Source organism: Phytoactinopolyspora endophytica, assembly GCF_004138495.1.
In the GTDB taxonomy this organism is placed as follows: Bacteria; Actinomycetota; Actinomycetes; order Jiangellales; family Jiangellaceae; genus Phytoactinopolyspora; species Phytoactinopolyspora endophytica.
In genome coordinates this window covers 51,935-59,491 of sequence record NZ_ML142865.1, presented here as the reverse complement: position 1 = coordinate 59,491, position 7,557 = coordinate 51,935, and the positions used below count along the sequence as shown (strand labels likewise).

Sequence of the window (7,557 nt, the reverse complement as noted above, 5' to 3'; positions counted from 1 at the left end):
GGCCTGCCGGCCTTCCTCGCCGACGACCCCGGGGTCGACTCCGGGCACATGATCGCCCAGTACACCGCGGCCGGCATCGTCTCCGAGCTGAAGCGGCTGGCCGTGCCGTCGTCGGTCGACTCGATCCCGTCGTCGGCGATGCAGGAGGACCACGTCTCGATGGGGTGGTCTGCCGCTCGCAAGCTGCGTCGCGCCGTCGACGGGCTAACCCGGGTCGTCGCCGTGGAGATCCTGACCGCCGCCCGGGCGCTGCAGCTGCGCAGTCCGCTGACACCGGCCCCCGCGACCGCGGCTGTCTGCGCCGTCGTCAGTGAGCGACCGGACAGTTCCGACGAGCGATCCGGTCCAGGTCCCTCCGTACCAGGTCCGGACAGGTTCCTTGCTCCAGAGATCGAGTCCGTCGTCGCCCAGGTCCAATCCGGTGCGTTGGCCGATGCCGCATCGGATGTCGCCGGCCACCTGCGCTAGGAGACTAAATGACACCTCAACCGCCGGACCACACCCCTCACCCGCCCGTCCGCGCGCCGCGCGGCACGACGCTGACCGCACGCAGCTGGCAGACCGAGGCTCCACTACGGATGCTGATGAACAACCTCGATCCCGAGGTCGCGGAACGCCCCGGTGACCTTGTCGTCTACGGCGGCACCGGCAAGGCCGCTCGAGACTGGGCCAGCTACGACGCGATCGTGCGCGCCCTCACCGAACTGGGCGACGACGAGACGCTCCTCGTCCAATCGGGCAAGCCGGTAGGTGTGCTGCGCACCCATGACTGGGCGCCGCGGGTACTCATCGCCAACTCCAACCTAGTGGGCGACTGGGCGAACTGGCCGGAGTTCCGCCGCCTGGAACAGCTCGGGCTGACCATGTACGGACAGATGACGGCCGGGTCGTGGATCTACATCGGCACTCAGGGAATCCTGCAGGGCACCTACGAGACGTTCGCGGCCGTGGCCGCCAAGCGGTTCGGCGGCAGCCTGTCCGGCACCCTCACCGTGACCGGCGGCTGCGGCGGCATGGGCGGGGCGCAGCCACTGGCGGTCACCCTCAACGGTGGCGTCTGCCTGATCATCGAGGTCGACGAGGCACGACTCGCGCGCCGGGTCCGTGAGCGCTACCTGGACACCTACACGACCGACGTCGACGACGCGGTGCGCCAGGCGGAAGAGGCGAAGCGCGACCGGCGGGCGCTCTCCGTCGGCTTGGTCGGCAACTGCGCGACCGTCCTGCCCGAGCTGCTGCGCCGCGGCGCCGCCGTCGACATCGTCACCGACCAGACGTCGGCGCACGACCCGTTGAGCTACCTCCCTGAAGGCGTCTCCGTGCAGGATTGGCACGAGCTGGCCGCCGCCAAGCCGGTGGAGTTCGCCGACCGGGCGCGCGCTTCGATGGCGACGCACGTCGAGGCCATGGTCGGGTTCCTGGACGCCGGAGCCGAGGTGTTCGACTACGGCAACTCGATCCGGGACGAGGCCCGCCAGGGCGGTTTCGAGCGTGCCTTTGACTTCCCTGGCTTCGTGCCCGCCTACATCAGGCCGCTGTTCTGCGAGGGCAAGGGGCCGTTCCGGTGGGCGGCGCTCTCCGGTGACCCACGAGACATCGCGGCCACCGACGAGGCGGTTCTCGAGCTGTTCGACGACGACCAGCTGCATCGCTGGATCCGTGCCGCCCAGGAGAAGGTCGCATTCCAAGGGCTGCCGGCACGGATCTGCTGGCTGGGCTACGGCGAGCGACACCTGGCCGGCATGCGGTTCAACGAGCTGGTCGCCGACGGCCGGATCACCGCACCGATCGTGATCGGCCGCGACCACCTGGATGCCGGATCGGTGGCGTCGCCGTACCGGGAGACCGAGGGCATGGCCGACGGCTCCGACGCGATCGCAGATTGGCCGCTGCTGAACGCGCTGGTCAACACCGCGTCCGGCGCGTCGTGGGTGTCCATCCACCACGGTGGCGGTGTCGGCATGGGCCGGTCCATCCACGCCGGCCAGGTCACTGTCGCCGATGGAACCGACCTGGCGGCGGCCAAGCTGGAGCGGGTGCTCACCAACGACCCCGCAACGGGAGTGCTCCGCCACGTCGACGCAGGGTACACCCACGCCGCCGACGTCGCCCGCGAGCGGGGCCTCGCTGTCCCGACCGGCACTCCCCATGATCATCAACCGATGGACACACTATGACCGGCACACCGGTTGATGATCATGGGAAAGGGTTCGACCGGATGTGGGCGGACCTCGCGCCGATCGGTCTGCGGCCGAACGGCGGGTACCGGCGGTTCGCGTGGACCCGCGAGGACCACACGCTGCGCGAATGGTTCGCGGCGGAGGCGGAGCGACGCGGGTTGGACGTCGTCGTCGATCGCGCGGGCAACCAATGGGCGTGGTGGGGCGACCCGGACGCGGACGGGCCCGGCGTCGTCACCGGCAGCCACCTCGACTCGGTGCCCAGCGGCGGAGCATACGACGGCCCCCTCGGCGTCGTCTCAGCGTTCCTGGCCGTCGACGCGCTGCGCGAGCACGGCATTCAGCCGTCCCGACCCATCGGGGTGGCGTGCTTCGCCGATGAGGAGGGCGCACGGTTCGGCGTCGCCTGTGCCGGATCGCGGCTGCTCACAGGTGCGCTTGCGGCTGAGCGCGCGCACCGGCTCACCGACGACGACGGCACCACCCTCGCCGATGCGATGCGCACCGCCGGGCAGGACCCAGACCGGATCGGCCCCGACGCCGAGGCGTTACGCCGCGTCGGGACGTTCGTCGAGCTCCACGTCGAGCAGGGCCGCGGCCTGGTGGATCTGGGCCGGTCCGTCGCCGTCGGGAACATGATCTGGCCGCACGGGCGCTGGCGGGTCGATCTCGTCGGGAGGGCGAACCACGCCGGAACGACGGCGCTCGCAGACCGGCACGACCCGATGCTCCGCCTCGCCGCGCTCGTCGAAGGCGTACGAGTGGGAGCCGAGCGGCACGGCGCGCTCGCGACCGTCGGCAAGATCCGGGTCGAACCGAACGGCGTCAACGCGATCCCGTCCGAGGTCACCGCGTGGATCGACTGCCGCGCGCCGGAGGCTGAGCGCGTTGAGCGAGTGCTCGCGGATCTCATGGAGTTCGCACCGGAGACAGAGTCGTGGACACCGCCGACGGTCTTCGACACCGACCTGGTCACGCGGCTCAGCCGCATCGTCGTGCCACGGCGCGGCGGCGGTGCCGACAGCGCAGTACCTCCGGCACAGCAGGCGAACGGTGCGCAGGCCGCTCCGATCTTGAGCACGGGAGCGGGACACGACGCGGGAATCCTGAGCGCGACCGGGGTCCCGTCCGCCATGCTGTTCGTCCGCAACCCGACCGGTGTCTCGCATGCCCCGGACGAGTTCGCCGAGCGCGACGACTGTCTCGCCGGGGTTCACGCCCTGGCCCGGTGCCTGGCTGAGCTGGCCGTATGAGTGCCGACAGATCGTTCTGGGCGGAACACGCCTGGTTGGATACGGCGCAGCATCAGTATGCCGATCGGTTCAGCCGGCAGCACGCTCGCACGGACTCCATCGACGTGGGAGTCGCTCTTGTCGAGCGGGTGCGGATCGAGGTCAGCGGTGGGCTGATCACGACAGTTCAACGCGCCGTGGCTCCCGAGCCGGACGACGTGCGGCTGCCTGGCGTGGTCTTCCCCGGGTTCGCCAACGCGCATTCGCACGCGTTCCACCGCGCGCTGCGCGGGCGGACCCACGGCGACGGCGGCACGTTCTGGACCTGGCGCGACGAGATGTACAACGTCGCCCAGCGGCTCACGCCGGACAGCTACTACCGTCTCGCCCGGGCGGTGTACCGGGAGATGGCATTGGCGGGGGTCACCGTCGTCGGCGAGTTCCACTACCTGCACCACGAACCGGACGGCACACCGTACGCCGACCCGAACACGATGGGGCACGCGCTGATCCGAGCGGCCTCCGAGGCGGGTATCCGGCTGACCCTGCTGGATACGTGCTACCTGCAGGGCGGGATCCGGACTCCGCTGGCCGGGACGCAGCGCCGGTTCGGCGACGGCACAGCCGGACAGTGGATCGAGCGGGTCGAGCGGCTACGAGCAGATCTCTCCGGCCGGAATGGGCAGAACCCGCAGAGCGCCACTGACCCGGGCGTGCTGATCGGCGCCGCCGTCCATTCGGTACGGGCCGTGTCCGAACGCGCGATCGGCACCGTCGCCGAGTGGGCCGATGCGGCGAAGGTTCCCCTGCACGTCCACCTGTCCGAACAGCCCGCCGAGAACGACGACTGCCTGGCCGAGTACGGCCGCACCCCCACCGGAGTGCTGGCGGATGCCGGTGCCCTCGGGCCACGGACGACGGCGGTCCACGCCACCCACCTCAGCGCCGACGATGTCCGGCTCCTCGGTTCCACCGGCACGTCCGTCTGTGGGTGCCCGTCCACCGAGCAGGACCTAGCGGACGGCATCTCCCCAATGGGTGCGCTGGACTCCGCTGGTTCACCGGTCTGTCTCGGGAGCGACCAGCATGCGATCATCGACCTGCTCGGCGAGGCCCGCCTTCTGGAGATGCACGAACGGTTGGCCACCGGCAGGCGTGGGCGCTTCACACCTGCGGACTTGGTCGCGGCGATGACCCACCGCGGGCACGCGGCTCTCGGCTGGCACGGCAACGGACGGATCGCTTCGGGCGCGGCGGCTGACCTGGTCGCGGTCCGCGCCGACTCGGTCCGCACCGCCGGCTCGGATCCGGACCAGCTCGTGCTGTCAGCAAGCGCGTCCGATGTGACGACGGTCATCGTCGGCGGACGGACAGTCGTGGACGATGGTCGTCATCGCCTATTGTCCAATGACCATCAACTGCGCACATGATCATCAACCGATGAACCCCTCACGATGGGTCCAGGCGTTGATGATCATGAGCGAGGGACGCGAAGGGGGAACGACGGTGAACACCACGACCCTCGTCACGGGGATAGGCGAGCTGGCGACGATGGACCCGGAACACGGAGCCACCGCCTCGACCGGAGGACCGTCGCGGGGCCGGGATCTCGGGGTGATCAAGCAGGCGGCGATCGTGGTCAGCGAGGACGCTGTGCTCTGGACCGGGCCGGCGAGCGATGCGCCGGCCGCCGACCGCCTGGTCGACCTCGAAGGTCGCGCCGTCGTCCCCGGGTTCGTCGACTCTCACACCCACATTCTGTTCGGCGGCGACCGTGCCCGCGAGTACGAGGCGAGGATGGCGGGCGAGCGCTACGACGGCGGAGGCATCGCGACAACGGTTGCGGCGACGCGGACGGCCGATGATGCCGCCCTCACCGCACGCGGGCGTCGGCTGCTGGCCGAGATGCGCCGCCAGGGGACCACGACGGTGGAGATCAAGAGTGGGTACGGCCTGTCCATCGAGGATGAGACCCGGCTACTGCGCATAGCCTCGTCGCTGACGCCTGAGGCCACATTCCTGGGTGCCCACGTCGTTCCTCCTGAGTACCGCGGCGAATCGGGAGCCGGGACCCGCAACCCTTGGTCCAAGGCGGACACAGTGCAGCGCACGAGGCGCGGGCGGGCCGACTACGTGGATCTCGTCATCGGGCCGATGCTCGACGCCTGTGCTCAGTACGCACGCTGGGCGGACGTGTTCTGTGAGCCTGGCGCTCCGACCGCGTTCGACGGCGATGAGACACACCTGATCCTGGAGGTCGCCGCCAACGCGGGTCTGGGCTTGCGGGTGCACGCCGGCCAGCTCGGCTATGGGCCAGGCGTCGCCCTCGCCGTCCAGCTCGGCGCCGCGAGCGTCGACCACTGCACCTACCTCACCGACGCGGACGTCGACCTGCTCGCTGACGCGGCCAAAGCAGCGGAGAGCCCGGTCACGCACCGAGCTGAACACAGCCATGCACCCCTCCCCGCCACCCAGACCGCTGCGGCCGGAGACGTCTCCGGAACCGTTGCGACGCTTCTTCCGGGCGTCGAGTTCTCCACCAAGTCGCCCTATCCCGATGCAAGGAGGCTGATCGCCGCCGGGGTGCCGGTCGCGCTGGCCACAGACTGCAACCCCGGGACGAGCTTCACCTCGTCGATGCCGTTCTGCATCGCACTGGCCGTCCGCGAGATGCGGATGACCCCGGCAGAGGCGCTGTGGTCGGCGACTGTCGGGGGCGCCCTGGCGCTGCGCCGGAGCGACGTCGGGCATCTCAGCGTCGGAGCCCGTGCCGACCTGTGCGTGCTCGACGCGCCGTCGTACCGGCACCTCGCCTACCGCCCCGGGGTGCCTATCGCCGCAGCCCTTGAGCTGTAGCCAGGACCGTCGAATACTGAGGCCGCCGGCGGTGTTGCACAGGCATGAGCCATGTGAACGACGCTGACGTCATCCGGCGGCTGCTGACGAATCCCGCGACGTGGGCGGTAGCCGGCCTGTCATCCAACTCCGCACGTACCGCCTACGGCGTCTCCGAGTACATCCGCGACAGGCTCGGCATGCGTGTCGTGCCGGTCAACCCGCGAGGCGAGGACGCACACGGTGAGACGGGCTATCGCCGTCTCGCGGACGTCCCCGGTCCGGTCGAGGTCGTCGACTGTTTCGTCAACAGCACGCGGGTGGGCGAGGTGGTGGACGACGCCATCGCCGAAGCGGACCGGCTCGGCATCCGCGCCGTATGGCTTCAGCTGGGCGTCATCGACGAGGCCGCCGCCCAGCGGGCCAAGGACGCCGGGCTGGATGTCGTCATGGACACCTGTCCCGCCATCGAAGGCCCGCGTCTCGGCCTCTGACCTGCACCCGCCGTCATTTCACGGAGCGCGTGCTCGATCTCGTCAGCTATCTGCTCACGTGCGCACGCGGTACTTCAGGTGGGTCACGCCCGTGCCCTCGACGACGATCGGCCCATCCAGCTGGACCGGCGTCTCCTTGAGGTTGGTGAAGAAGGGGACGCCCGCACCCAGGACGATGGGAACGAGGTCGACCGCGATCTCGTCGAGCAGCCCGAGGTTGAGGCACTGCCGGACGAGATCGGGCGTAGCCACGGCCACCCACTTGTCACCGGCCGCCTCCTTCGCCTGCCTCATGGCGCTCTCCACGCCGTCGGTGACGAAGCTGATCGACGAGCCGGGCCGCGGCCAGCCGTCCGGCACGCTATGAGTCACGATGAAGGTGGTACCCATCGGATGCGTGCCGCCCCATCCGCTGGCGAGGTCGAAGTACCGGCGCCCGCCGACCACGGCGCCGACGTTGGCGACCGCCTCACGCATGACCTCCGCGCTCGGGGCGGACATGCGGAAAGTGAACCCGGGGTTGGCGCTCGGCACCTCGACATCGCCGGTCACGGCCCAGCCGAGGAGGTCGTCGATACCGTCCGACGGGTCGGCGACGAATCCGTCGAGAGACATGGACATGTTGGCAATGACTTTGGACATGGTCTTCTCCTGATCTGCGAATCGGATAACCGGATCGGGTGCTTGCAAGCCGTCGTATCCCGTACCTCGAATGCTTCCGCGGCCAGACCTTCGAAACATCGGCCAGGTGGCCGACGTCAACGCTCCCCGGTGGCCAATCCATCGGGCACACTGGTCGGGACATGTCCACCGAAA

7 protein-coding genes are annotated in these 7,557 nt (G+C 69.7%); 6 read left to right on the top strand and 1 reads right to left on the bottom strand.

The annotated features are described in order from the left end of the window. The 6 genes from ELR45_RS39160 to ELR45_RS26320 form a co-directional block, all read left to right on the top strand. Positions 1-468: aromatic amino acid lyase (locus ELR45_RS39160; protein ID WP_205857308.1), on the top strand; the 468-nt coding region annotated here is incomplete at its 5' end. An 8-nt stretch (positions 469-476) separates the two neighbouring features. Further along, a complete protein-coding gene (gene hutU, locus ELR45_RS26340) occupies positions 477-2,177 on the top strand; it encodes a urocanate hydratase (RefSeq protein WP_129668980.1) in 1,701 nt (566 codons plus the stop codon). Next, positions 2,174-3,433 (top strand): allantoate amidohydrolase, encoded by a 1,260-nt coding sequence (locus ELR45_RS26335; RefSeq protein WP_205857307.1) that lies wholly within the window; start codon positions 2,174-2,176, stop codon positions 3,431-3,433. Before hutU ends, ELR45_RS26335 begins: the two co-directional genes overlap by 4 nt. Further along, positions 3,430-4,842, top strand: a complete 1,413-nt coding sequence (locus ELR45_RS26330) for a formimidoylglutamate deiminase (protein ID WP_129668979.1) — start codon at positions 3,430-3,432, stop codon at positions 4,840-4,842. The genes ELR45_RS26335 and ELR45_RS26330 overlap by 4 nt, the downstream gene beginning before the upstream one ends. 46 nt (positions 4,843-4,888) lie before the next feature. Next, the gene (locus ELR45_RS26325; protein WP_129669079.1) at positions 4,889-6,268 is read left to right on the top strand and encodes an amidohydrolase family protein; all 1,380 of its coding nucleotides are present in this window, start codon (positions 4,889-4,891) and stop codon (positions 6,266-6,268) included. A gap of 44 nt (positions 6,269-6,312) precedes the next feature. After that, positions 6,313-6,741: a CoA-binding protein gene (locus tag ELR45_RS26320; RefSeq protein WP_129668978.1), complete on the top strand. Its 429-nt coding sequence runs from the start codon at positions 6,313-6,315 to the stop codon at positions 6,739-6,741. Positions 6,742-6,795: 54 nt separating this feature from the next. Here the strand turns inward: ELR45_RS26320 and ELR45_RS26315 are convergent, their stop codons facing one another. Then, positions 6,796-7,383 carry a dihydrofolate reductase family protein gene (locus ELR45_RS26315; RefSeq protein ID WP_129668977.1) on the bottom strand — a complete coding sequence of 196 codons (588 nt, stop codon included), beginning with the start codon at positions 7,381-7,383 and terminating at the stop codon, positions 6,796-6,798. Positions 7,384-7,557: the final 174 nt, after the last annotated feature.

Bases quoted from the DNA above. Each gene is read 5' to 3' on its own strand.
- ELR45_RS26315 (WP_129668977.1), bottom strand. From the start codon at position 7,383: ATGTCCAAAGTCATTGCCAACATGTCCATGTCTCTCGACGGATTCGTC.
- hutU (WP_129668980.1), top strand. From the start codon at position 477: ATGACACCTCAACCGCCGGACCACACCCCTCACCCGCCCGTCCGCGCG.
- ELR45_RS26320 (WP_129668978.1), top strand. From the start codon at position 6,313: ATGAGCCATGTGAACGACGCTGACGTCATCCGGCGGCTGCTGACGAAT.
- ELR45_RS26330 (WP_129668979.1), top strand. From the start codon at position 3,430: ATGAGTGCCGACAGATCGTTCTGGGCGGAACACGCCTGGTTGGATACG.
- ELR45_RS26335 (WP_205857307.1), top strand. From the start codon at position 2,174: ATGACCGGCACACCGGTTGATGATCATGGGAAAGGGTTCGACCGGATG.
- ELR45_RS26325 (WP_129669079.1), top strand. From the start codon at position 4,889: ATGAGCGAGGGACGCGAAGGGGGAACGACGGTGAACACCACGACCCTC.